Here is a 22,598-nt window from a genome sequence, read left to right on the forward strand (position 1 = left end):
CCATGCTGAGTGTTCAGGTCTTTATCGAGGCAACACGGCGTGCGCGGTTTTTATTGTATCAGGGAGTACTATTTGTGTTAGAAGCCATACAGTTAACCAAATCATTTGCAGATAAACAGGTGATCAGCGAGCTGAGCTTTAAAGTTGAGCAGGGCGAGATAATGTGTCTGCTGGGTGCCAATGGCGCGGGGAAAAGCACCACGCTGAATATCTTTCTAAATTTTTTACAGCCCGACAGTGGCCGGGCATTGATCGATTCAGTGGATGTAAACCAGGGCCCCAATTGTAAAGATAAGCTGGTGTACTTGCCCGAGCAGGTTAATTTGTATCAGGAATTCAATGCCATTGATAACCTGAAATATCTGGCGAGTCTGTCGGGACTGTCCGTGAGTGAGGCCCAGATCCATGCGGCGCTTGATGAAACCGGCCTGGAGCCAAATGCCCGTAAACAATCTTTAAAGAACTACTCAAAAGGCATGCGACAAAAGGTCGGGATTGCCTTTGCGATTATGCGCCAGGCCAAAGTGTTACTGCTGGATGAGCCAACATCCGGACTGGATCCAAGCGCGACGCTGGAATTTATCCGCATTATCGAACGGCTGGCTAAAAAGGGCGCTGCTATCTTGATGGTGACGCACGATTTTTACTGCGCGCATACACTGGCCGACAAAATCGGCATCATGGATAAAGGCAAATTGCTGACCCTGCTGGATAACAACAAGCTGCCACTGAGTAGCCTGGAAACCACCTACCACGAACTTATTTCAGGGAAAACGGCGATACGTGCAGCCAGCTAATGTTGCAACCTCGATGTTTAAACAGGAATTGTCTTATCTATGAATAATAAAATAATGCAGATCTGTCGCCATGAATTGGCCAGTAAACGCAAAAGTCCCAGCCTGTGGCTGCTCTTCTTTATGATCCAGTTATTACTGGCGGTTGCCTTGTTTACCGGCTGGCAGCAGTATCAACACAGTGTACATACCCAGACCAAAGCGCAGGAAATTGTCGAGCAACAGTGGAATGCACAACCAGACAGGCACCCTCATCGGGTGGCACACTTTGGTCACTTTGCGTTCCGCCCTCCCAGTGCGCTCAGCTTTTTTGACCTGGGTGTGAATGCCTGGGTGGGTGACAGCATCTTTTTGGAGGCGCATAAACAAAATAGCGCCAATTTTGCCAACGATCAGGATGGCGGCACCTTATTACGGTTTTCTGAGCTCAGTAGTGCCAATATTTTGCTGATCATCTGGCCATTGCTGATTATTGCGTTGGGGTTTGCCAGCGTCAGTGGAGAGCAAAAAAGTGGTACGCTTCGACAGCTTATGTCTATGGGCGTGTCGTTTCGTGAATTAATCACTGGCAAAAGCCTTAGCTATCTGCTTGTATCTGTTATGTTTATCTTGCCTGTGTTTGTTCTGGCACTGGGCCTTGCGGCAGGTACCGGCGCACAGTTTTCGGCAGAAGCACCACTCAGGTTGTTGCTGTTATTTGGGGCTTACCTGCTATATTGCCTGTTCTGGATTGCAGTAACACTCTTAATTTCAGGCCTGGTGAAAGCCCCTAAGCAGGCACTGGTGCTGCTGACTTCAATCTGGTTTATTCTGACCATTCTGATGCCACGTATGCTGGCGGAATTTGCCCATCATCAGTATCCACATCAAAAACGCAATGACTTTGAACTGGCCATCAAGCTGGATAACCGTAAAGTCGGAGACAGCCATAATCCGGACGACCCCTACTTCAGTAAATTTCGCGAAGAAACCCTGAAAAAATATGGCGTATCTTCAGTCGAGGAATTGCCGGTTAACTACAAAGGGTTGGTGATGCGCGAAGGTGAAAAGCTCAACGCCGAGATTTACAAAAAGCACTATCAGCAGCAAATTGCACAATTTGACGCGCAGCGCCAGTTTGTCAGTCAGTTTTACTGGCTCAATCCCTACTTATTTGTGCGCGATTTTTCTATGGCATTAACCCGGACAGACACCCGACACTTTTTGGATTTTGAGCAGCAAGCCGAAGCGCACCGATACGCGCGGATCCAGAAATTGAATCAGTTACACACTCATGAGATCCACCATCACGACGACAGAGCACAGCGGATTGATAAATCCTACTGGCAGGAGTTTGATGCGTTTCATTACACCCTGCCGAAGCTGAGCTGGTCATTGAGCGCGTTTTCTCTGGCCTGGGCTTTGCCGCTGCTGGCGGTTATTGCCCTGTTTATTTTCCTGAACTCAAACGGGATGCAGAGGAGGATCTATGCTGCTGTTTAAACTCGAATGCAAACGTTTGTTTGCCGGCACCATTAACAAGCTGGTGCTGGTGTTATTTATCATCTCGGGGGTGTTTGCCATCTACCAGGGGGCACTTGGGTACAAGTCGGTACGCATCGACCAGTATAAATCTGTGGTGGTGTTTCAAAAAGAGCGGGAACATGTCAATAGCCGTGAAACGCTGCCCGCAGCGGGATCTCTGGCCTACTATGCCAGTGCCCCGACTGAGTGGAAGTTGAGCCCCTGGGCCGCTTTGTTCGTGGGCGAGACCCCGTCGTCTATGGTTGCCACGAAAATTCGTGCAACGGCATTGCAAAGCCAGATTTTCAATCGTGAGATTGTCAATCCGGCTCAACAACGGGCAGGTGGCCTGGATCTCGGCTTTGTGCTGGTTTATTTTCTGCCTCTGGTGATAGGCATACTAACGGTGACTTTGATCTCAGACGAGCAACAAGCGGGCCGCTGGCGATTGCTTAACGCGCTGCCTAACAGTGCATTTGGGCTACTTGCCAAGCAGATTGCGCTGCGGTTTATGGTCATCTGGGTACTGGTGGTTATCTTGTTGCTCAGCGCTGCACTGATATTGTCTTTGCCATTTGATGCTCTGTTCTGGATAGTGCTGGGTGCGACCAGCTTGTATATGGTGTTCTGGTTTGCACTGGCAACCTTGATTATGAGTTTTGCTAAAAACAGTGTGGTGAATAGTCTGGCCTATCTGAGTAGCTGGGTGGTACTGGCGCTACTGATCCCCGGGGCTGTGCACTTATATTTGTCTGGTCAATATCAAAGTGATGCGCCGCTGGAGATCACACTGCAACAGCGTATGACACTCAATGATGGCTGGGATAAGGACAAGCAAGCCACGCTGGATGAGTTTCTGAGGTACGAAACACCCTGGCAAAATACCGCGCCTCTGGGCGAGGCATTCGACTGGAAATGGTATTATGCGCAGCAGCATATGAGCGATCTGGCGGTGCAGGCTATCGTTGAGGAGTATAGACAGAACAATCAGGCGCGTCAGGCCCGGTTGCAATCACTGAGTATGCTGTCTCCGGCTTTATTCTTTCAGCTTTCGCTGAATGAACTGGCTCATACCAGTGGCGGTTATCAGCTGAAGTACCAGCAACAGGTGGCCGATTATCACCGCGCCATGCGTCATTTCTTCTACGATTTTATGTTTTTCGGCAAGCCAGTTACACGTCAGGATGTCGAAGATTTTCCACTATTTAAAGCGCAAGCGATGGAAGCGGCCAGCGGGTTTTGGAAGTTGCTGCTCAGTGCTTTATTCGTACTGGCCATCTCTGCACTGTCGATCATCAGGGTCCGACAGCTAAAACCGCTTTAATCTTCCTCAAATCATACGGGTGGTAGTCGCCCGTATGTACCAACCAGGTAGCATGAACAATTTATGTAAAAGGGTATTGCCGAATTAGGGGGCGCGCAGTAGGATGGATGTTTCCAATTTTTATCCATTTTGCTAGGGGGGGCACGCATGTTATCACTCAGACCATTTGAACCTTCAGATGAACAAAGCCTGGTTCGTTACTTAAACAATCCTGCCACTGTGCAATATTTATCACCCAAAGTCCCTTTTCCTTATACCCCGGAAGATGCCCAGTGGTGGATCTCGACTGGCAGCAAGCAGGGGATAACGCGTGCCATTATTCTGGATGGCATGCTGATCGGGTGTATCGGGGCGCGGCCGGGTACTTTCGAGTATTGCCGTAGCGCAGAAATTGGCTACTGGCTGGGCGAGGAATATTGGGGCCAGGGTATTACCGGCCGGGCATTGCAGCTGTTGATGGCGGAGGTTGAAGCCGATACTGATATGGTCCGGCTGGAAGCTGTGGTTGTCGCGCAAAATACTCGCTCGGCAAGAGTGCTGGAAAAATTCGGATTCGAATTTGAAGGGCTACGCCGCAAGGCAATATACAAAGACGGCGAGTTTTTTGATGCGCGGCTGTTTGGCAAGTTATGCGGGTAATAGCAAACTTGCCAAAGCAAAGGGCTGGCCTTGTTGTTTGATGACGCGTGGGGTTACCGGGTGTGCCTGACACAGTGTGAATTAGAGACGTGGTAGCCCGTGATGACACTATTTCTGCTGTTTGAGGTTAAACAGATCGGCATTGAGTTTAAGCTGATTTACCGTAGGAATAAAATACCGGGTATCGTAAATGCCATCATAGTTATGCCAGTGCAGGCCTTCGTCATCCAAGTCAGAGTCATGATGATCCCACGGCTCCAGCGGCTCGCTCAGAAAGCTCACATGCAGATGGTTTTTATGATTGGCTTTGACCTGAGTCACACCGGTCAGATTATCGGCAAAGATGATCTGGGTTGCACCAAGCTGGATCAGAGCATCAACCAGGCTCTGCGTTGCCTGGCGGTCATAAGCCGCATCGCCAACGCTGATGGGCCCACTCTGTGTGCCAAGTGGACGAATGTCGATGGTGCCCCCAAACTTATGGGTAAAGTGAGGAGGGTTAATACCACCCCAGCGCATGGTGGCACCGGTAATGGTTAAGTGATCTGGCATACCGGCTGGTTTATCGGGTTGTGCGTGCCAGGCACGACCAAGGTTTTGCAGTGCCGCGAGTAAGTTGGGGTGTAAATGTCGACCGACTAACCCTGCTGTTGTTAGTCCCTGAGCAGGGGCATCCGGGATAGGCACGAGGCCGGTCACCGCGCATTTGACCTTTAAGGTTTGTTGCAGTGACCCTACACGGGCAATAAACCTGTCTGAGCCCGGTAGACTGTCGTTGCCACAGCTATGAAAGTTGCGAATAGAAACCGTAATCTGCCCTCGGGCATCCGTCACCGGGCTTGATACCTCAAATGGTGCCTTTAAACGAAACAGGCCTTGTTCAATACGGGTCAATATCTTAGTACGCACACTGCGGCTAAAGCGGGCGGCCATATCATTTGGTTCGCGCCATTGTGGTGCAGTCAGAGTCAGAGGCGCTGCACTAATTTCAACTGGCGCGCCCACAACAGGCTGGCCAAGCGCATTGGTTAGTGTGAGCGTCCATAGGGCGGTATTGCCATTTTTAGGAAACAAGGTGACGTCTGTGGCATTCTCAATCCATTGCTGTCCAAAGTAGCCTTTGCCGTCGAGTGTCATGATCAGGCCGTCATAATAAAACTGACTGGCAAATGTGGGTGTGTTTAATGTGTGCGCAAAAGTGGGGCTGCACAAACCCAGTGCTGCGCTGAACAGCGCAATCTGTGCTTTCATGGTGTCTCTCCTTGAGTTGTCTACTCAAGGCTAGCAGCTTAGATGTGTGTGACAAATTTATGAAGATGCATATTTTTCATGCATCGGAACTGCAGAGCAGGGGAATAGAAACGAAAAAAGCGAGCCTTAGCTCGCTTTTCTTGCAAAATGCGTAGTAATTAAAGAACTACGATTTTGTCAGCCTGAGGACCTTTTTGACCCTGAGACACAGTGAATTCTACGCTCTGGCCTTCAACCAAAGTTTTGAAGCCGTCGCCCTGAATCGCGCTGAAGTGAGCGAATACGTCTGGGCCATTTTCCTGAGAAATGAAACCAAAACCTTTAGACTCGTTGAACCACTTAACTGTACCAGTAACTGTGTTAGACATAGTATTAACCTGTAATATAAATAAAAAATTAACCTTCGATAGGTGTGAATGCATCAAAAGTAGAGGTGAAACTTAAATACTGCAGGTTGCGTTACGCGGTGTAAAACAACGAATTGTAGGATGTAAATATCGACTTTCTTTCTAGCGGCCTTCACTCTACAGGGACTCACTGGGCCTGTCTAGTATTATTTGTACAAATTTCAAATTTGTTTTTGTGCGGTCGGTCATTAAGAGGCTAAATTGGTGCTCTGCATACAAAGCCAGAAGGTTAAACCAGAATGATACGCTACACTTGGACTAGGTCCTATGGTGGAGAGTAGAATGAGAATTCCATTGGTATTTGGTGTACTTATTCTTATATCTGTATCTGGATATTGTCGTGCTGTTCCAACAGTTCAGGAGGTGCATAACGCCAAAGGTGTTACACAGCTGCAGTTATTGAATCAGTATCTGGCGCAACAGTCGACCGTGGATGCCAGAGCCGCACTTGAACTGATTGAATTACTGTCACCAAACTTACCACTGGATCAACACCCTGCACTTTGGCAGCGCCTTAAGCTGCATAAGGCACAGGCCAGTAAATTCATCGGTCACAACGAAATTGCATTGTCATTGTTGAATGAAGTACTGGCTTTTGCACGGCAACATGCCAACACCGATTTACTCCGCACTGCGCTGCAGATGCGAGCAGTAATGTATCTGGAGCGTTCAATGTATCCGCAGGCAAGACTGGATGCTCAGACACTGCTGGAGAAATACCCGTCCCGGCAACCCTCAAAGGGGCTGGCTGAGGCACACATCATTATGGCTGATGTGCACCATGCCAGCAATGAATTTGCGAGTGCATTTGGGCAGCTTTTGGCTGCGCTGGCTGTCTATGAAGCGCTTGGAGACAAGGTTGGGCAGGTTAAAACGAAGGGCCGCATTGGCTCTGTTTATCGTGCTACGGGCGATCTGGACAACGCCTTGATGTATCAGCTTGAATCCCTGGAAGGTATGCACACCTTTGGCAGTGAAAAGTCGTTAGCCATTAGCTACAACAATACCGGGATCATCTACAAAGATTTAGGCCGTTATGATAAAGCGATCGAGATGCACAAACAGTCTCTGGCGCTAAAGTCATCAATAGGTTACGAACGGGGTATGGTGTATTCATACAATAATCTTGGGGAAAGTCATCGCTTAAACGGAGATCTCGAGCAGGCCCGCGACTACTTAAATAAGGCGCTAACGCTGGCTACAAAGCTGAATAATCGCATGCTAAAAGGATCTACCTATTTGTATCTTGGCCGAATTGCTATCACAGAAGAGCGTCTCGAGGATGCCTATGTCATTTTGAGCAAAGCATTGGATATTTATCGAGCCAGAAAGTCGGCTGGCAGAATCGCGGAAGGTCTGGTTGAGTTGGGTCGGGTGGTTGAACGATTAGGACAGACTGACCGAGCCATTAGTTACTGGGCAGAGGCTGTGGAGCAGGCCCGCAAGGCACAGAAAAACATTGTGCTGTTTAGTGCCTATGATCATTTATCTGTTCTGTATGCGAGAACGGGTCGTTATCAGGATGCATATGTTATGTTGACGCGATTACAGAAAGAGCGGGGGGAGCTGTTTGACTTACAAAGCCAGCAGCGGATAGAAATGCTGGTGATCCAAAATCAGGTTAGCGAAACCAAGCGGGATTTAAAGTTCGTTCGTCAGCAGGCCGAGCTGACTCAGGCGACACTGAATAACAAAATCGCCAATCGTAACTTGCTCGTCATTTCCGTTGTTACTGGGTTGTTGCTCGCTTGGTTTGTCTATCGCCGGCGAGTACACAGGCGAGAGTTGAAGTTGGTGACTGATGCACATCAGAAGATAGAAGAAAAAGAGCAAAAGCTGAGCCTGGCGTTATGGGGGAGTGGCGATGTACTTTGGGACTGGGACCTCGCTAGCGGACTCATCACCAGAGAAAACGCCGAAAGCATGGCCGGGATCCCGCAACAATCGGTCAACTCTGGTGCCAGGCATTTTGGGGATTATGTGTTTGGTGACGACCAGGTGAGATTAGCTAGCGAAATAGACGCGCTATTAAACAACGAGCAGGATGCGTTTGCCATCAGTTACCGGGTTCGCACATCAGACAATGAGTGGTTATGGGTACACGACAAAGGAAAAGTGGTTGCTCGGGATGAATGCGGAAAACCCACCCGTTTATCAGGGATCCAGCATGATATAACTTTGCTAAAACAGCAAGAAGCCGATCTGCTGGTACTTAATAGTGAGCTGGAAACACTGGTCAAAAAACGCACCCAAGCACTGGAGTCTACGCTGGCGGAGCTAAGAGAAACGCAAACAAACTTAGTTGAAGCAGAAAAAATGGTGGCCTTAGGCGCTGTCGTAGCGGGCATTGCACACGAAATTAACACGCCTCTGGGGACTGCCATTATGGCGTCTTCTAATATCGAGGTACAGCTGCACTCCCTTGGAACTAACGCCCGTTCAGGGAGTTTAACACGTGAAGGGTTATTCGAAGGGCTGGACACGTTGACAGAAAGTGTTCAGCTAACCCAAAGTGCATTACAGCGTACTGGCGGACTGGTTGAGCAGTTTAAAAAAGTTGCAGTGAAAGGGCGTTTTGAACAGCGTGGTACTTGTCAGCTTTGTGAATTGGTAAGCACTGCCTTTAATTTGGCCTGTGACAGTGAACAACGCAGAGGCGTGGAGCTTATCCTACCGGAACCTGTGACGTTATTTACATATATCGATGCTTTGCTCCAGGTGTTGGAGATACTATTCATAAATACATTGCAACATGGCACGACGCAACAGTCACTCATTCTCAAAGTCAGTGCTATACGTACTGAAGATGCGATTCAGTTATGTGTTGAAGATAACGGGCACGGAGTAGTGGCAGCGGATCGGCAAAAAATATTTGATCCTTTTTATACGACAGCCAGGCACAAAGGCAATGTCGGGCTTGGGTTGCACATCGTCTATAACCTGGTGACGCATGTATTTAAAAGCGAGATCCAGTGTGAACAGTCCTCATTTGGTGGTGCTAAGTTTTCGTTTCAGTTGAGAGAATATGATTAGCCGACTAGACCTCCGCTATTACCTGAAACGCCCGGTACTCATCAAAAGCAAACTGGTCGGTCATGCCACTAATAAAGTCAATGATCAGCCTGGTTCTGAGGTAAAATTCTTGCTCCTGAGGATCGGGAATAACGGCGTTCATCGTGTCACTGTAAAGTGCGGTCCGATAAGCCTGTTTGTGCTTCTCGGGTAGCTTTTTAAATAGCCTGGCGGAATAAATCGGGATTTTGGGAACGTCGGTATTGACGGGTATATCGATGTCCATGAGTTTGGCAAATTGGTTTTTTCCTAACTGAAGCAGCGGTTCATAAATACTGAGCAGCCCGCTGATGACCCGGTAACCTTGCAGTTCTCGCCCTTCGACTTCTGGGTGCGCAAAAGCCCGCTCTCTGGCAACCCGTTTAAAGGTTTTGATGAGCAAGTGGCAGGCACTGCCATCTTCAATTAGCGCCTGATTAAACTGGCCGCACATCACAGCATCCAAATTATCGACAAATTGCCGGGCTGCGTGATGTGGTAACCGTTGGTTGACCTGCACCCGCAAAAAAACAAAGAACTGACTTTGGTTTCCTGCCATTTTCTGAGCTTTTTCTGTGGCTTTTTTAATGATGTCGGCCATCAGTGTCTGCTCTGATGCTGGCAAGTGTGCACTGAGTGTCTGATAGGTGTCCTGCAGGGCGGTTTTGAGTTGCGGGTAACTCAGTATGTTCTTTTCAATCGCATCTTCCAGATCGGCCATGCCGTATGAAATATCGTCAGCGGCTTCCATGATGTAGGAAAAGGGTGAGCGACAACCTGGCGCAATATCCAGGGCACATCTGAGCTTCGCAATGTAGTGCTGTTCACTGAGATAAAAACCCACTTTCTTTTTCAGATAACTGAGCGGATCATCGTTTGCTGGCGGAGCCTCAGACCCGCAACGGGTGTATTTCATAATGCCTGAGGCCTGTGAGTAGGTCAGGTTCAGATTTAGCAGGGTGTGCACCAGGCGCACTCCCTGTGCATTGCCTTCAAAATGGGTCAGATCTCTGAGCACGTCGGGGCGCATCGCTTTAGCACTGAGTTTTTTGTAGATGTCCCCGATGTGCTGTGCCAGCCAGTCACTAAGGGCCGCCTCGCCAAAGTGACCAAATGGCGGGTTGCCTATATCGTGCATCAGGCAGGCCATTTCCACAATGGATTCCAGCATGCGTTCATAGTCGCCAAGCGGGGGATGTTCGGTCTCTGGCTCATTCAGTAATTCACAGATAAGCTGACAGATGTAACGCCCGGCTTGCTGTACTTCCAGAGAGTGGGTAAGTCGGGAGCGCACTGCGGCATTGCGCTCCAGCGGGAAAACCTGGGTTTTTTGCTGTAGCCGCCGGATTGCAGCTGAAGTGATGATGCGGTTGCGATCACTTTCAAATTGTTTATATAACTTATTGCTTGGAAACTCGTAGGGGCGATCCGCTCGGATCTTACAGCTAAATGTCGTCACCATCTTTCCTTATGACTTTATTTATACCTTTATGTTGTCTGTTTCTTAGTCATAAAGCAACACTGTCAATATTACGATAAGGGATGTCTGAGTAAGTCCAGTAAGGCCTGGGGCACAAATTTCCGAGACGTGGTAATAGCGTAAAAGTGTTCAAATATGGGCAGCTGACTTTGATACTGTTCCAGTATGCCCTGGGCAATTTCGTCTTTGACCACCACAGGAGGCAGCACTGCAAGCGCACCACTGTCCCTGGCCAGTAGTCGCAGCATCGCCATGTCGTCCACTTCGGCCTGAATATTGGGCTTGTATTCATGGGCTGCGCACAAGGCATTAAAGGCGGAGCGGATTTCCGTTGTGGGTCCGGGCAACACCCAACGCACGGTGTCATACCCTTGTGGAAAGTCGCTGTTGATGGCCGCGCCTTTGGGGCCGACAATGGCAACCTGCTGGCGCGACACCAGCTGAGTATGCCAGCGGGATTCGCCCTGGCTGGCCGGACGATTGGTGAGTACCAGATCCAGCCCATGGTTGCTTAATCCCTGTAACAGGCTGTCCATATCGCGGGTGGTGAGGGTAAAGCTGATGTGAGGGTCTTCGAGCAGGGGGCTGATAAAGCTTTCTATAAAGTTTCGCGACAGGGTGGTTTGTACACCAATGGACAGGTGTTGTCGTTCGGTAGCCACGCCTTTGAGTAAGAAAGATTCCAGCTCTTCCCCTTTGTAAAAAATGTCGTCGGCATAACCGAGCACCTGCTTTCCGGCATCGGTCAGGATCAGCTTGCGTCCTTGTTTTTCAAATAATGACACACCCATCGTATGCTCCAGCCGCTTGATTTGGATAGACAGGGCAGACTGAGAGATGTGAACATCCTGCGCAACCTGAGTCAGACTGCCTGCTTTGGCAACGCGCCAGAAATAATAGAGGTGGTGATAGTTGAGTCGACTCATTTTATAGTTATATAAAATATATGTTTTGGTTAGAATATATATATTTTTTATATCTTTCAACGTCTGACATACTGAGCCCGTTCTGAATGGAGTGGGATAATTATGTCAATATCGCTAATGATGATGCTCGTCATCACGCTCAGTTTTGCGCTCAGTGCCTGGTATTGTGGCCGTGCCGGTCATATCCGCAGGCGATTTGTTAACGCGCTGTCTGGCTGGTTACTGGTTTTGCTCACTGCGGCCATTGCCGGGCAGGGCACCAATGTTGATTTACTCTCTCAAAGCGTGCTCGTTCAATCTGTGCACGTAACGTCGCTGGGCCTTATCATGTCTGCCCTGGTGGTATTTATGGCCATCATTCTCATGCGCTTTTCTGTTAACTATATGGCCGGGGAGCCACGTCTGAATGTTTACTGGCGCTGGTTGCTGGGCACACTGGCGGCGGTGTCTCTGGTGGTCCTGAGTAACCATTTACTCTTGTTCCTGCTGGGCTGGACCCTGATAAGCCTGGCTTTGCATCAGCTGTTGCTATTCTATCCCGAGCGCCCCCGTGCTGCGCTGGGCGCGCACAAAAAGTTTATACTGGCACGTCTGGCCGAGCTGGCGCTGTTTATTGCCGTGCTCTGCCTGTACCAGGCCCACGACACCTTCCTGTTAAGCAATATTCTGGCTCATTATCAGGCACCTAACCCAGAGGTCAGTGTTTACGCCCAGGTTGGGGCAGTTATGCTGGTGATTGTCGCGCTGCTCAAGTGCGCGCAGCTGCCAGTCCATGGCTGGCTGATGCAGGTGGTTGAAGCGCCTACCCCGGTCAGTGCTTTGCTGCATGCCGGTGTTATCAATTTGGGTGGCTTTTTAATGATAGTGTTTGCGCCTCTGGTGATGCAGGTTGCTGCTGCTCAGTGGTTGCTGTTGTTGGCTGGTGGCCTGACAACGGTGCTTGCGGCACTCATCATGACGACCCGGATCAGCGTAAAGGTGCGTCTTGCCTGGTCAACCAGTGCACAGATGGGCCTGATGCTGGTTGAATGTGCGCTGGGTTTATACGAGCTGGCACTGCTGCATTTACTGGCGCACTCGGCCTACAAAGCACATGCCTTTTTGGACTCAGGCAGTGCGGTTCGCGATAACCTGCAGGCGCGTTTGGCAGTGTCCGTTACTCCTTCGCTGGCACGCTGGCTGGGCGCGGTACTACTTAGCGTGGGTCTGGTTGCGCTCACCTACTGGCTGGTTGGTCAGGGCACGGCGTTAAGCATGTGGGCTTTACTGGCCATGTCGCTGACTCTGCTTCTTGCGCAGCGCAGCAGTGCCCATCATAGCCTGCCGTGGACAGGTGTACTGCTGGTGAGTGTACTGCTACTGGCCAGCTATGCGGCGATGAAGACACTGCTGGCACAGACCGTGTTTGCCGGTGTGTCTCTGCATGAAGCCCCACTAAGTGCCGCCGACAATGTCGTGATGGTGCTGTTTGTCAGCTTATTTGTACTGAACTGGTTATTAACCTACCGGGCAGCGCACCCTCGGGTGCAAAGTTTATCTGTGGTGTTGTTTGCCGGTTTGTATCTGGACGAGTGGTGGACCCGTCTGACATTGAAAATCTGGCCTGTGAAGTTACCTGCGCCAGTCAAATCGCAGCGCGCCACCAAGCGCCAGTATGAATTAATTCAGGAGTCTTAACATGGTAAGTGATACATGCACGCTTACAAAGGCACAGCGCAGCGCTGTCCAGGCTGCCTGTCAGCAAGTAGCACCCAGCTGGCCGCTGGATCAGATGATAGCCGTCAGCCCTTACTGGCCCATGCGCCATGAGCGCATAGAGCAGGTGAGCGCGCGGCTCAGCGCACTGGCAGGTATTTCCATGCTAATGCCTGAGAGCGACTACCTGGATAGTTATCGGCGCGGTCTGATAAGTCAACAGGCCCTGCGCACTGCATTGGCAGAATCCGGGCTGGGATTAAGCGTCGATGAACTGATCCGGACAATCGAACAGGCAGGAGAAAAGCTGCCCTGGCAATCGTTGTCGGCACTGCTTGATGAGCACCGGGCGCGCCACAAGATGTCCTGGTGTGACGAGATAGTGCATCAGATCAGCCAGTTTTGTGCCGCCCATTTTCAACAGGCGCAGCCTATGTTGCACCGCGAGCACAGCCAGGCACAGCCGGATTTGTACGCGCACTGGCTGGTGATCAGTCAGCGTGACCGGGGGCTCAGCATTGTACTGGACGAGCCCGACTTACACCGCTACTTTAAACAGTTACCGGATGATCCGAACGCATTGATAGCCGAGGCACTGAGCACTTTTGCTGTACAGGATGAGCAGGTTGAACTGTATGCACACGCATTGTTACTGGATATTGGTGGATGGGGCGCCTGGGTTGCCTACTTGCGCTGGCAGGGCGAGCTTAATGGTGAGCCACACGACCAGATGCTGGACCTGCTGGCAATTCGTATGGCCTGGGAGCTGGTACTGTGGCGCTATCAGCAAGCACATTTTCCAACTTTTTTTACCACTTTGGAGCACGCATGGAGACAATCTCTCGTCCGGCTGCTAAACCTGCCAGCGCAACACCAGGCACAACAAAAGCCGCTGTGGATCTGGGCCAGGGCGGCGGAGCTAAGTTACCAGCAACAGCTACACCACGTACTGAGCAAACCGGCAAGTCATTCGACGCAATCCATACAGTGTCAAGCCGCATTTTGTATCGATGTACGTTCTGAAATCTATCGTCGTGCACTCGAAGCACAAAGCGATAATATCCAGACGATGGGATTTGCAGGCTTTTTTGGCCTGCCACTTTCCTACCAACCGCAACAGGCTGACGTGAACCGGCCTCAGTGTCCGGGGTTACTGTTGCCCAGCCTGGTGGCCACGCAAGCACAATCTGACAAGCACGGTGCAGCCTCGCTGAATGCTCAGGCCCGCTGGCAGGGATTTTCTAAATCGGCCACCGCGTCCTTTTCTATGGTGGAATCGGCAGGCTGGCTGGATACGTTTAAGCTCCTGAAAAAGGCATTCTTTGCCTCTGAGCAGGCCCATCCGGTCGATAAGCTGGCCAACAGCCAGGACTGGTCGCTGACACAAGACGGCGAAGAGCTGAGTGCCCGGCAAAAGGCTCAGCTAGCCGCCGGTGTGTTGCATGCAATGGGATTCGAGCAGTTTGCACCTACCGTATTGTTAGTGGGCCATGGCAGTCACTCGACCAATAACTTGCAAGAAGCCGGGCTGGGATGCGGTGCCTGTGGCGGACAAAGTGGTGAAGTGAACGTCAAAGTGCTGGCCTGGCTGCTGAACGACAAAGCGGTGCGCACCGAATTGCAGGCATTGGGGGTTGAGATCCCTGCGCAGACCCACTTTGTTGCGGCGCTGCACAATACCACAACCGATCACCTGCGCTGTTATGGCGAACAACCTGATGCGGAGATAATCTCCTGGCTGCAAAGTGCCACGGCGGCTGCACAAAAAGAGCGCGCGGTGAAGCTGGATGCACAGCTGGCAGATGCCGACCGCGACGCGCTGGACCAGGCCCTGATAGCCCGCAGCCTGGATTGGTCTCAGACGCGTCCAGAATGGGGGCTGGCAAACAATGCGGCATTTATTGTGGCACCGCGCAGCTGGACCCGAGGCACTGATCTTCAGGGGCGCAGTTTTTTACATGACTATCAGTGGCAGCACGACCCAAACTTTAAGGTACTCGAAGCCATAATGACCGCGCCTATGCTGGTCACTCATTGGATCAACATGCAGTACAACGCCTCGACCACAGACAATTTGCATTTTGGCAGTGGTAACAAGGTGCTGCACAATGCGGTTGGCGGCAACATTGGCGTGTTTGAGGGCAATGGCGGGGATCTCAGAACCGGCCTTGCGATGCAGTCATTACACAATGGACATGACTGGATGCATCAGATGCAACGACTGTCGGTTTACCTGGCTGCACCCAAATCGGCGATCAAAGAGATAACTGGTCGTCATGATGTGGTTAAACAGTTGATCGATAACGAGTGGTTATACGTATTCCAGTGGCAACAAACGGGCGAAATTAACCGTTTTTATCAGCAGCGCTGGTGGCCGGTGTCTGCGGCACAAACCAGCCAAAATGAAGAACAGAAAATAGTACAGTGTCTTTGATTTCTGGTATGGCTAATACCAGAACAAAGCTGTGGGGCACGAAGCGGCAACCTGTAGGTTGCCGCTTTTTTATTGCCAGCCAGCTTGGTATATTGGCGTGGATCTGCCAGAGTTAACAGTAACCCTGTCAATTTCATCAAGAGTTTGGGTGACAGACAAAAAAGACAAAGCGCAACAAGTAATGTGGGAGTGAACATGTCGGGAGATATCATCAAAATTCAGGCGGGGCACTGGTCCGCCACACAACTGAAGCTAAAGGCTCTCAACGAAAAACTGGCTGAATTGGAGCCTTTGATACTTGAAGCTGCCGAGCAGCTCGACCCGAACAGCAGTAGCTATGATGCCAGCCAACGGCAGGCACTGGCGCAACGCCTTAAAGCAGCACTTTGCGCAGAAGATGAGTCAGACTCAATGGCATGATTAAGCTGGTATTACACACGCTTCAGGTGACAACAGTATCCTCCGGGTTGGCAAAAAATACCGCTCAATGTGCCATTGCGGCAGACCTAATACCAATTTGTTTAATAAAGTGTTCTATTTTGAGGCGAGAAAATATGTTCGATAACCAGGCAAAAATTTGCGAACTCATACCTTAGGTAAAGGTTATAAATGAGAAATTTTTAACACAGTTAGCGTCATATTTGCTCCGTCAAATTAAGCAGGTATTAAGTGAAATTGGTATAAACCACTCTAAAATAATCACGATAGAAGGAGGCAAATAAGCTCTATGACTTTACCGCAGTGTGTTTTAATCTGTAGCGTACTGATTACGGGCTTGTCTTTAGTTAAAGCAGCTCGGGCGGATGTGCTTGATGTCTCTGTTGGCTGGACCAAACCACCTTATGTGATTGAACAGGGCGATACCGGGTTTGAACTGGATATGGTGAAGGCCGTATTTGCCGCACTGGGCCACGAACTGCGATTTTTGTATGTGCCTTTTGGGCGCTCAGACTCTCTGTTAAAAACGCAGAAGGTTGACGCTGCACTGACCATGAACCGGCGTATGGATCTGGCCGGTGCGGTGTTGTCTGAGCCTTATATTACCTACCACAATACCGCCATTAGTTTAAAAAGCCGAAACCTGAAAATACATAGTATCAGTGCACTTGAAAATTACTCGGTGATTGGCTTTCAGAATGCTTCTTTAGTCTTGGGTATGGAGTATCGGCTGGCGACTGCCAATAGTCCTTTGTACATTGAGCTGCCCGATCAGCAAAAGCAAGTAGAATTATTGCTTCGGGGTAAAGTGGATGTGGTGGTGATGGATATCAATATTTTCAACTACCTGAGCAAAGCCGTCGTGGGTCAGGATCAGATGCCCAATGTAACGGTCCATAATTTGTTCGCGGCTTCGCCCTATCGCATTGCCTTTCGCGATCCCGCACTTAAGGACGCTTTTAACCTTAAAATGGTGCAGTTTAAAAACAGCCCTGCCTATTACAAGTTGTTGCACAAGTACGAGTTTTTGCAATAAGTCGGTTCAAGTTGCAACGGCTATCAATAGTGAAACCAACCTGTCTGCCCACTTCCCGCTTGAATCAGTAAACCCCAGGAACAGCGTAATGGTTTATGTGTGTTTCCTGGAGTGACTCAGATTTTACGACCTTCTCACGGCAAGTTGGTTGATCTGCAGAGCCTTTCTAACACCCAGTCAGGCTGGGTTTTCGTGCGCGTCCGACCCTGAATTAACTATGTATGTCTGTTTTTGTCGTTTTAATGCATTAAATGACATCTTTACATCGGTTATGATGAGGGTCACAGGAGTAAAGCATGACCAGAAAACAAGTATATTTTATCGCCGACGGGTTTCAGGCCCTGGATCTGTTTGGACCCTTGGATGCGTTTATGGAGACCAACAGCCATGTACCCAATGCCTACGATTGCAAGTTGCTGAGTATTGAAGCCGGTGCGGTTGCAACTGTGTATGGCCAGCAAGTTCAGGCAGATTTCGGCCTGGGTGACGAGTTTGCCCTGGATGACCTGATTATATGCGGCGGCAATGGTATGCGTACGCTGCCGCTCAGTGCTGCGCAACTTGATGCATTATCGGCGCTGGCGGCCAGAGCAAAGCGGGTTTTTAGTATCTGTACGGGCGCTTTTGTGCTTGCCCGGCTTTTTCCGCAGCAAGCATTAACGCTCACAACCCACTGGCGGCATTGTGAAAGCCTGGCCCGACAGAATACGCATTGCACCATTTCACCCGATCCGCTCTATATTCAGGATAAGCATATCTGGTCGTCAGCAGGGGTGTTGTCGGGGGTTGACCTGGCACTGGCCATCGTACGTGTAGATCACGGTAATAGCATTGCCGCTCAGGTGGCAAAAGATCTGGTGGTTTATTTACAACGTTCCGGGAACCAGCATCAGTATTCGGACGCCCTGGCACTGCAATCCGGTGACAGTTTAAAACTCGCTCCGTTGATGGATTGGTTGAGTACTCAGCTCAACCAGTCAGTTTCGGTTGCCCGGATGGCCGAGTTTTGTCATCTCAGCGAGCGGCAACTGACTCGCGTGTTTAAACAACATCTGAACTGTACACCGAGCCATTATTTCAAAGTCCTGAAACTGAATCATGCACGTGATCTGCTGGGTGAAGAAAATATCAGTTTGCAGCATGTGGCAGCACAACTGGGGTTTACTTGCTATGACAGCTTCAGACGCGCGTTTATCAGGCAATTTGGCGTATCCCCGTCGCATTATACAAAAGGAATAAACCGATGAAGCAAGTGCTAACCGCGCTATTGATTGGCTGCATTGCCTCTGGTGCTAGCGCAGCACCGCTTAATCAGGTGCAGCAGCAAGCCTGGCTTGAAGATATTCACTTTTATGTCCGGCAGGTGAAAACACAACACATTCAGCCATTTCACACACTGGCAGAGTCTGACTTTGACCTGATGATTAGCAGACTTAAAGCCGATCTGACCACGCTGAGTGAAGTCCAGCTTGAGGTTCGGCTGATGGCGATAAGCAGGGCGATAGGTGATGGCCACAGTAGTTATTTTATGATGTCAGGCAGGCACCAGCATTTTCCGTTTCGCTTTAAGTTTTTTGGCGAGACTTTACGGGTAGTTGATGCCATACCTGAGCACCGTCAGTTAATTGGAATGCAGCTGCGGGCCATCAATGGGCTGAGTGTTAGCGAACTCTATGAACAATTGTCAACGGTTTTGCCGGGTGTGGATAATCAGTTTAGCGAGCAAACCAGTTTTGAATACTATTTGACCTTACACAAATTATTATTGGGTCTTGGGATCGTTGCTGAAGGGTTACCCGCATTATTTCGATTTGCAGGTGAGGAAGGTGAAGTTACCGCCAAAATATCGCCTGTGAGTATGCGTGAATTTGGCAAGCTGGGCTCTGCATATGCGCGTTCAGAGCCGCAACTGACAGCGCAGGAGATAGGTATGCCGGGTATCACGCTGAGCCTGTTGCAGAAGCACAAGACTGCTTATTTCGACTTTGCATCTTACCCTGCCCCTGAGCAGGTGATGTCGCACTGTGATGCACTGCAGGCAAGGCTGAAGTCGGCTGATTCACGTTATCTGATCATCGATTTGAGGGGCAATGGAGGCGGAAATTTTTATGCGGGCCTGGCATTGTCTGCCTGTTTGCTGCCACTGGATCAATTTGACTGGATGCAGGGCGTTTATGTGTTATCTGATGGCGCAACATTTTCTGCTGCCATGTCTAATACGGTCCAGTTTAAGCAAATCCTGAATGCTAAGGTCGCTGGCACTCCGACAGGGGGAGATCCCAACCACTTTGCAGAAAATAGCGTGTTTTCACTACCTAACTCCGGACGCCGGTTTAGTCTGTCTAAGCGTTACTATCCGTTTAGCGCGGCGCAAAGCGATGCCGTATATCCGGATATCCATATTGCGCCAGACTGGGAGGATTATCGGGTAGGCAAAGATACAGTACTCAGTCAGTTATTAGTCAGGCTGAGTGAACGCTAACAGATCCGTTGTTTAACATTTTGGTGTGTTCTTTGGGAGATGGTGTGATCTAAGACAATTTAAATGATGACCCTAAGCCGTGGTTTGGTCGAAATTGCGTATCAGCTGCCGGGCAATTGATGCAGTCCGCAAATTGTGGTCATCGTTAAATGGGTTTAATTCTGTTATTGAACCCTGACCCCGCGACAAGCGCAATCGTGGAAAAAGTAGTGTTCTGGCGAGTTGGTTACCTGACACTGAAGACTATGTCACGTACGCATTTCTAAATCGCATTTATTGTTTTGACAGTGCGTTGCAGATTGCAAATATCATTATGCGTGAAATAATAAATCTATATATTTCAATTGATTAAAGTTGGCCTCATGTTTGCAAACTCCATTGTAGCAATTCAAAACGTTGGAGAGTCACATGAGAAAATTACTGTTTGGAGCCTGCGTGTTTTCCGCAGGACTATCCGCAGCCCCGTTCGACACATGTCCGTCAAAAGCATTTTTGGTGCAGGGCAACACTGCAACTATGTATGGCGTTAACCTGGTTTCAGGTTCGTATACTACGTTTGCAGAAAACGTTGGCACCAATAACAAACTGAATGGTATCGGGTTTAGTGTTCACGACCGTTACATTTACGGCTGGGACTACAGCAACAAAGACATTGGTCGGGTGGGTAAAGACTATGTACTTGAACCCATCATGACGTCTGGATTTCCTGATACTCATTTTTATGTAGGTGATGTAGCCATTCACGAGAATGCGTTTTATGTGTACAAAAAGGGCGGCAGCCTGGGCTTGTATCGTGTTTCACTTGATGAAAACAGCGACGACTATCTGCAGGCAGAGCGGATCATAGATGGCAGCGCACTCAACCTCAATATTTTCGATATGGCGTTTGCACCAAACGAGAATGCCAGTCTGGCATACAGTGTAGACAGCAATGGTAATTTGCATCGCATTGACGTTTCAAACGGTACCAGTACCAACCTTGGCAATGTTGGCCAGTCAGGGACATTTGGTGCGGTATACTTTGACGTTGAGAGCAACTTTTACATCAGCAGAAACCAGGACGGCCATGTTTTTAAGATTGATATCAACAATCCGGCCAATAGCCAATTGTTTGCGTATGGTCCGCTGTCGAACACCAATGACGGTGCACGTTGCGCAACTGCCCCCATTATTGATGACACTGAAGAGCCAACGATAGACTACGGTGATGCACCCGACAGCTATGGCACGTCGCTTAGTGCCAATGGTGCACGTCATCATATTGGCGACTTATTTTTTGGTCAGAGCGTGAGTGCGGAGCATTTGCCCAAAGCGGCAGATGATGACAATGGCATCAGCTTTTTAACCAATTTAGAAACCGGGTACGAGACGCTGATCTCCTTTACGCTATCTAAGTCTGGCTATGTGAATGGCTGGATTGACTGGAACGGGGATGGGCAGTTTCAAGCTGCGGAGCAAGTGGTCAGCCAATATCAGGGCGTTGCCGGTGAGAACCGTATATTGGTGCCGGTACCCGTTGATGCGGTGGCAGGTGATACCTGGGCCAGATTCAGAGTATCTCACAATCGTGATATTGCGCCTCAGGGTGGCATTGACAATGGGGAAGTGGAAGATTTAAAGGTATCCGTTGTCGCCAGTAGCCTGATCCAGAACTCAACCTCGTGGAAAACGGCGGCATTTGAAGACTTGTGGCCGCAAAAAGGCGATTACGATTTTAATGATGTGGTGGTCAGATATCGTGTGACGACCAGTCAGATTGGCAATCAGGTGGTGCGCTATCACATTGAAGGGGCACTTATCGCGGTGGGTGCTGGTTATCACAATGCATTTGCCATCCGGTTAAAAGACATTGCCCGTCGGGATGTGGATGAAGCGCAGATTGAGCTGACCATTGATGGCACGCAACACGCTGGCAGCCCGCTGGAAGCCAACAGAAACGAAGCCATAGTAGTGATCTTTGCCGACACCAGAGAGATGGTGCCGGTTCAGCCAGGCTGTAAGTTCTTTAGAACTGAAAGCGGCTGTAGTGATATCCAAAGAGCACCTTATCCGTTTGAAATTTCTATACCACTGGCTACCAGTTACAACGCAAACGTTGCGACAAGCGCCAAGGTAGACCCGTTTATTTTTGCGGTTGATGGTCATTACCACGGTCCTTTTGTTGACCAAAACAATGGCCGAGGCTGGGAAGTTCACCTTAAAAATCATGAGCCAACCGAAGCCTTTGATAGCAGCTATCTAAATCAGGGGGATGATACATCGTTAACCAATGGATATTTCCAAACCTCAACGGGTTTACCCTGGGCTCTGATCATCAATGCTCAGTGGGACCATCCAATGGAGCGCGTGGATATGTCGAGCGCATACCCGCATTTCGCGACCTTTGCTGAGTCGGCAGGCGCACTCAATGCCACCTGGTTCGAGAACCCGGTACCTGACTATCAACACACCATCAGCAACGCAGCACAAAACTAGGAGAGCATCATGAACAAGTTAATCGTAATTCTTATCCCTTTTATGTTGACGGCGTGCGGTGGCGGCTCGGGTGGCTCAGAAGGGCAAAACCAGCCAACGAGCAGCACTGCGCAGGTGAATACATCAAGCACCACAGAGGCACAACCGAATGAAGTCGCTCCACAGACTAGTGCGACAGAGCCGCAACAGGGCAGCGCGCAAGAGCAGGTTTTGAATGAACAGCCGGTGGAAGAACAAGCGCCTGCTGGAGAGGGAATGGAAGCGGTGATTGTGGATGAGTCGTTTGATTTTCAGACCGATGTGCCGTTAACCGTTTCTGTCGCGCCAAATGTGGTAAACAGTCGTGCCTACCTTAATGTTTGCAAGCAAGACGCCGCGCTTATCAACGATGATAACTGCTTTTTACGAGCGCCCGTTGATAGCACTGGATTAACGGTCCAAATTGAACTGCCACACTCAGAGCAAAAGTTAAAAGCCGAGATCTGGTATTACAGTACAGGTGTTGAGCCGCTGGTATATAGCTGGGAGTTTGATACACGCCAGCAGCAGCAAGCCTGGACCATCAATTAGCCAGCAACATTGAGCAAAATTCGTGGTGACTCACGATAGTCCAACGTAAAGCATACCCCAGTCCTGAGGTATGCTTTTTTGATTCATTCACAC

At 49.7% G+C, this 22,598-nt stretch carries 17 protein-coding genes; 13 read left to right on the forward strand and 4 right to left on the reverse strand.

The genetic code is table 11. The features are described 5' to 3' along the window. The first annotated feature begins 74 nt into the window (after positions 1-74). From MHN33_RS17820 to MHN33_RS17835, 4 genes are all read left to right on the forward strand, one after another. Entirely contained in the window at positions 75-797 is a 723-nt protein-coding gene (locus MHN33_RS17820) for an ABC transporter ATP-binding protein (RefSeq protein ID WP_239399893.1), read from the forward strand. Positions 798-836: 39 nt separating this feature from the next. Next, on the forward strand, positions 837-2,276 hold the full coding sequence (locus tag MHN33_RS17825) for a DUF3526 domain-containing protein (protein ID WP_239399895.1): 1,440 nt from the start codon (positions 837-839) through the stop codon (positions 2,274-2,276). After that, on the forward strand, positions 2,263-3,621 hold the full coding sequence (locus tag MHN33_RS17830) for a DUF3526 domain-containing protein (protein WP_239399897.1): 1,359 nt from the start codon (positions 2,263-2,265) through the stop codon (positions 3,619-3,621). Before MHN33_RS17825 ends, MHN33_RS17830 begins: the two co-directional genes overlap by 14 nt. A gap of 147 nt (positions 3,622-3,768) precedes the next feature. Further along, positions 3,769-4,260 carry a GNAT family protein gene (locus MHN33_RS17835; RefSeq protein ID WP_239399899.1) on the forward strand — a complete coding sequence of 164 codons (492 nt, stop codon included), beginning with the start codon at positions 3,769-3,771 and terminating at the stop codon, positions 4,258-4,260. 108 nt (positions 4,261-4,368) lie between these two features. On the opposite strand, the gene MHN33_RS17840 is transcribed toward MHN33_RS17835, so the two are convergent. Together MHN33_RS17840 and MHN33_RS17845 are read right to left on the reverse strand one after the other, a co-directional pair. Then, a complete protein-coding gene (locus MHN33_RS17840) occupies positions 4,369-5,511 on the reverse strand; it encodes a hypothetical protein (RefSeq protein ID WP_239399901.1) in 1,143 nt (380 codons plus the stop codon). 158 nt (positions 5,512-5,669) lie between these two features. Beyond that, positions 5,670-5,879, reverse strand: coding sequence for a cold-shock protein (locus tag MHN33_RS17845; protein WP_010385841.1), 210 nt, complete (start codon positions 5,877-5,879; stop codon positions 5,670-5,672). Between the two features lie 321 nt (positions 5,880-6,200). Between MHN33_RS17845 and MHN33_RS17850 the strand changes: the two genes are divergently transcribed. Beyond that, on the forward strand, positions 6,201-8,951 hold the full coding sequence (locus tag MHN33_RS17850; protein ID WP_239399903.1) for a tetratricopeptide repeat protein: 2,751 nt from the start codon (positions 6,201-6,203) through the stop codon (positions 8,949-8,951). Between the two features lie 4 nt (positions 8,952-8,955). On the opposite strand, the gene dgt is transcribed toward MHN33_RS17850, so the two are convergent. Beyond that, on the reverse strand, positions 8,956-10,431 hold the full coding sequence (dgt, locus tag MHN33_RS17855; RefSeq protein ID WP_239399905.1) for a dGTPase: 1,476 nt from the start codon (positions 10,429-10,431) through the stop codon (positions 8,956-8,958). A 68-nt stretch (positions 10,432-10,499) separates the two neighbouring features. Beyond that, positions 10,500-11,375, reverse strand: a complete 876-nt coding sequence (locus tag MHN33_RS17860; RefSeq protein ID WP_239399907.1) for a LysR family transcriptional regulator — start codon at positions 11,373-11,375, stop codon at positions 10,500-10,502. Positions 11,376-11,477: 102 nt separating this feature from the next. On the opposite strand from MHN33_RS17860, the gene MHN33_RS17865 reads away from it, so the two are divergent. The 8 genes from MHN33_RS17865 to MHN33_RS17900 all read left to right on the forward strand — a co-directional run bounded on the left by MHN33_RS17865 (position 11,478) and on the right by MHN33_RS17900 (position 22,505). Beyond that, entirely contained in the window at positions 11,478-13,052 is a 1,575-nt protein-coding gene (locus tag MHN33_RS17865) for an NADH-quinone oxidoreductase subunit L (protein ID WP_239399909.1), read from the forward strand. Between the two features lies 1 nt (position 13,053). Next, positions 13,054-15,504, forward strand: a complete 2,451-nt coding sequence (locus MHN33_RS17870) for a DUF2309 domain-containing protein (protein ID WP_239399911.1) — start codon at positions 13,054-13,056, stop codon at positions 15,502-15,504. A 195-nt stretch (positions 15,505-15,699) separates the two neighbouring features. Next, positions 15,700-15,924 (forward strand): hypothetical protein, encoded by a 225-nt coding sequence (locus MHN33_RS17875; protein WP_239399913.1) that lies wholly within the window; start codon positions 15,700-15,702, stop codon positions 15,922-15,924. A 307-nt stretch (positions 15,925-16,231) separates the two neighbouring features. Beyond that, the gene (locus MHN33_RS17880; RefSeq protein WP_239399915.1) at positions 16,232-16,978 is read left to right on the forward strand and encodes a transporter substrate-binding domain-containing protein; all 747 of its coding nucleotides are present in this window, start codon (positions 16,232-16,234) and stop codon (positions 16,976-16,978) included. A gap of 296 nt (positions 16,979-17,274) precedes the next feature. Further along, a complete protein-coding gene (locus MHN33_RS17885; RefSeq protein ID WP_239399917.1) occupies positions 17,275-18,225 on the forward strand; it encodes a helix-turn-helix domain-containing protein in 951 nt (316 codons plus the stop codon). Beyond that, complete coding sequence (locus MHN33_RS17890) at positions 18,222-19,460, forward strand: S41 family peptidase (protein ID WP_239399919.1); 1,239 nt, start codon at positions 18,222-18,224, stop codon at positions 19,458-19,460. Before MHN33_RS17885 ends, MHN33_RS17890 begins: the two co-directional genes overlap by 4 nt. A gap of 408 nt (positions 19,461-19,868) precedes the next feature. Continuing rightward, a complete protein-coding gene (locus MHN33_RS17895; RefSeq protein WP_239399921.1) occupies positions 19,869-21,935 on the forward strand; it encodes an LruC domain-containing protein in 2,067 nt (688 codons plus the stop codon). Positions 21,936-21,944: 9 nt separating this feature from the next. Continuing rightward, the gene (locus MHN33_RS17900) at positions 21,945-22,505 is read left to right on the forward strand and encodes a hypothetical protein (protein WP_239399923.1); all 561 of its coding nucleotides are present in this window, start codon (positions 21,945-21,947) and stop codon (positions 22,503-22,505) included. Positions 22,506-22,598: the final 93 nt, after the last annotated feature.

The sequence above is a fragment of the Pseudoalteromonas sp. OOF1S-7 genome (genome assembly GCF_022347765.1).
Taxonomy (GTDB): domain Bacteria; phylum Pseudomonadota; class Gammaproteobacteria; order Enterobacterales; family Alteromonadaceae; genus Pseudoalteromonas.

Bases quoted from the DNA above. Each gene is read 5' to 3' on its own strand.
- MHN33_RS17885 (WP_239399917.1), top strand. From the start codon at position 17,275: ATGACCAGAAAACAAGTATATTTTATCGCCGACGGGTTTCAGGCCCTG.
- MHN33_RS17825 (WP_239399895.1), top strand. From the start codon at position 837: ATGAATAATAAAATAATGCAGATCTGTCGCCATGAATTGGCCAGTAAA.
- MHN33_RS17865 (WP_239399909.1), top strand. From the start codon at position 11,478: ATGTCAATATCGCTAATGATGATGCTCGTCATCACGCTCAGTTTTGCG.
- MHN33_RS17895 (WP_239399921.1), top strand. From the start codon at position 19,869: ATGAGAAAATTACTGTTTGGAGCCTGCGTGTTTTCCGCAGGACTATCC.
- MHN33_RS17835 (WP_239399899.1), top strand. From the start codon at position 3,769: ATGTTATCACTCAGACCATTTGAACCTTCAGATGAACAAAGCCTGGTT.
- dgt (WP_239399905.1), bottom strand. From the start codon at position 10,431: ATGGTGACGACATTTAGCTGTAAGATCCGAGCGGATCGCCCCTACGAG.
- MHN33_RS17850 (WP_239399903.1), top strand. From the start codon at position 6,201: ATGAGAATTCCATTGGTATTTGGTGTACTTATTCTTATATCTGTATCT.
- MHN33_RS17880 (WP_239399915.1), top strand. From the start codon at position 16,232: ATGACTTTACCGCAGTGTGTTTTAATCTGTAGCGTACTGATTACGGGC.
- MHN33_RS17890 (WP_239399919.1), top strand. From the start codon at position 18,222: ATGAAGCAAGTGCTAACCGCGCTATTGATTGGCTGCATTGCCTCTGGT.
- MHN33_RS17860 (WP_239399907.1), bottom strand. From the start codon at position 11,375: ATGAGTCGACTCAACTATCACCACCTCTATTATTTCTGGCGCGTTGCC.
- MHN33_RS17845 (WP_010385841.1), bottom strand. From the start codon at position 5,879: ATGTCTAACACAGTTACTGGTACAGTTAAGTGGTTCAACGAGTCTAAA.
- MHN33_RS17840 (WP_239399901.1), bottom strand. From the start codon at position 5,511: ATGAAAGCACAGATTGCGCTGTTCAGCGCAGCACTGGGTTTGTGCAGC.
- MHN33_RS17875 (WP_239399913.1), top strand. From the start codon at position 15,700: ATGTCGGGAGATATCATCAAAATTCAGGCGGGGCACTGGTCCGCCACA.
- MHN33_RS17870 (WP_239399911.1), top strand. From the start codon at position 13,054: ATGGTAAGTGATACATGCACGCTTACAAAGGCACAGCGCAGCGCTGTC.
- MHN33_RS17830 (WP_239399897.1), top strand. From the start codon at position 2,263: ATGCTGCTGTTTAAACTCGAATGCAAACGTTTGTTTGCCGGCACCATT.
- MHN33_RS17900 (WP_239399923.1), top strand. From the start codon at position 21,945: ATGAACAAGTTAATCGTAATTCTTATCCCTTTTATGTTGACGGCGTGC.